The sequence below is a fragment of the Pinirhizobacter sp. genome (assembly GCF_035317885.1).
GTDB lineage: Bacteria > Pseudomonadota > Gammaproteobacteria > Xanthomonadales > Rhodanobacteraceae > Pinirhizobacter.
The window spans coordinates 1-2,207 of sequence record NZ_DATHFX010000146.1 but is presented as its reverse complement, the minus strand read 5'-3'; the positions used below and the strand labels follow the sequence as shown (position 1 = coordinate 2,207).

The window sequence follows — 2,207 nt, the reverse complement described above, 5'->3', positions numbered from 1 at the left end:
TGGTTCTGGGACGCGGCCGATCCGAAGACGGGCCTGGTGCCCGATCATTTCCCCGGTGAATCCTTTGCCTCCATCGCCTCGGTGGGTTTCGGCCTGACCGCCTACGGCGTGGGCGCCGAGCGCGGGTACATTACCCGCGAGCAGGCCGCCGAGCGGACGCTCGCCACCCTGAAGTTCTTCGACGAGTCCACCCAGGACGAGAGCGAGGACGGCGCCTCGGGGTTCCATGGGTTCTTCTATCACTTCCTGGACATGAAGACCGGCAAGCGCTTCGGACGCTGGGTGGAATTGTCCAGCGTGGACACCACGCTGATGATGGGCGGCGTGTTGTTCGCCCAGTCGTACTACGACCGTGACACCCCGCAGGAAACGCAGATCCGCGAACTGGCCGACAAGCTCTACCGCAACGTCGACTGGCCGTGGATGCAGCACCACGACCCGCTCATCAGCATGGGCTGGACACCGGGCGGCAAGTTCATCGAAAGCGACTGGCGCGGTTACAACGAAGGCTCGCTGGTGTACATCCTTGCGCTGGGCTCGCCCACGCACCCGGTGGCCGACGGCGCGTGGAATGCCTGGCTGCACACGTATGACGCCACCTGGGGCGAGTTCTACGGGCAGACCTTCCTGAACTTCGCACCGCTCTTCGGCCATCAGTTCAGCCAGGTGTGGGTGGACATGCGCGGCATCCGCGACGACTGGAACCGCGAGAAGAACCTGGATTATTTCGAGAACAGCCGTCGTGCCACATATTCACAGCAGGCCTATGCCATCGCCAATCCCGGCAAATTCGAAGGCTACGGCAAGAATGTCTGGGGCCTGTCGGCCAGCAACGGCCCGGGTGGCATCATCGTGGAAGGCGGTGACCAGCAGCACCGGGAATTCCACGGCTATACAGCGCGTGGCGCCGGCCGTGATTACATCTCCGACGACGGCACCATCGTGCCCATGGCAGCGGGCGGTTCCATCGCCTTCGCACCGGAGATCGTCATTCCCGCGCTTGAGGAAATGAAGAAACGCTGGGGCAAGTACATCTACACCAAGTACGGATTCGTCGACGCCTTCAACCTGACCTTCCAGACGCGCACGGAACTGCGTACGGGTAAGCTGGTACCGGGCGTGGGCTGGGTGGATACCGTGCACATCGGCATCGACCAGGGCCCGATGCTGCTGATGATCGAGAATTACCGCAGCAACTTCGTCTGGGATGTGATGAAGAAGAATCCCTACATCCGCAAAGGCCTGGAGCGCGCCGGTTTCCGTGGCGGCTGGCTCGACGGCGCGGCTACCGGGGCCAAGTGAGGCTCGCGCCCGGCCATCGTGCATGGATCGTCCTGGCGGCGGTGCTGCTGGCATCCTGCGCGAACAAGAGCGCTGGCGTGGTGGATATCGATTTCTGGACCATCGGCCGCGAAGGCGAGGCGATGGCGAAACTCGTTCCCGCCTTCGAACGCGAACACCCCGGTGTTCGCGTTCACGTGCAGCAGATGCCGCTCACCGCCGCCCATCAGAAGCTCTTCACCGCCTTCGCCGGCAACTCCATGCCGGACATCACCCAGCTGGGCAATACCTGGCTTCCGGAAATGCAGGCGCTGAACGCCATCGAGCCGCTCGATGCCTATGTGGCTGCGTCGAAAGTGGTGGACAAGACCGACTACTTCCCCAGCATTTGGGCCACCAACACCATCGACGGCAAGCTCTGGGGCGTGCCGTGGTACGTGGATACGCGGCTGTTGTTCTATCGGGTGGATATCCTCAAAGAGGTCGGTTTCGACGGTCCGCCGCGTACCTGGGCCGAATGGCGCCGCCAGCTGGCGGCCGTGCGTGCGCGCGGCGACGGCAAGGGCTTTGCCGCCTTGCTTCCCACCAACGAATACGAACCCTTGATGTCGCTGGCGCTGCAATCGGAGCAGCCGCTGCTACGTGATGGAGGCCGCTACGGGAATTTCCGCAGCGAGGGGTTCAAGCGCGCGCTCACCTTCTACGTCGATACCTTCAAGGCGAAGCAGGCGCCGAACATCACCAATGTCGAGGCGGGTAACCCCTGGACGGAATTCGGCCGCGGCGTGTACGCGTTTTACCTCTCCGGGCCCTGGAACATCGGTGAGTTCCGCAAGCGCATCGATACGAAGGACCAGGACGACTGGTCTACCGCGGCGCTACCCGGAGTCGACGGCCCGGGAGCATCCAACGCCGGCGGTTCGAGT

Annotated in this window: 2 protein-coding genes; both read left to right on the top strand. The window is 63.4% G+C overall.

Going from position 1 to position 2,207, the window contains the following annotated elements; translation table 11 throughout:
- Nucleotides 1–1,302, top strand: a 1,302-nt coding sequence (locus tag VK519_RS04525) for a glucoamylase family protein (protein ID WP_324347941.1), incomplete at its 5' end; no start/stop codon positions are given.
- A partial coding sequence (locus tag VK519_RS04520; protein ID WP_324347940.1) for an extracellular solute-binding protein occupies nt 1,299–2,207 on the top strand: 909 nt, incomplete at its 3' end. The genes VK519_RS04525 and VK519_RS04520, both read left to right, overlap by 4 nt.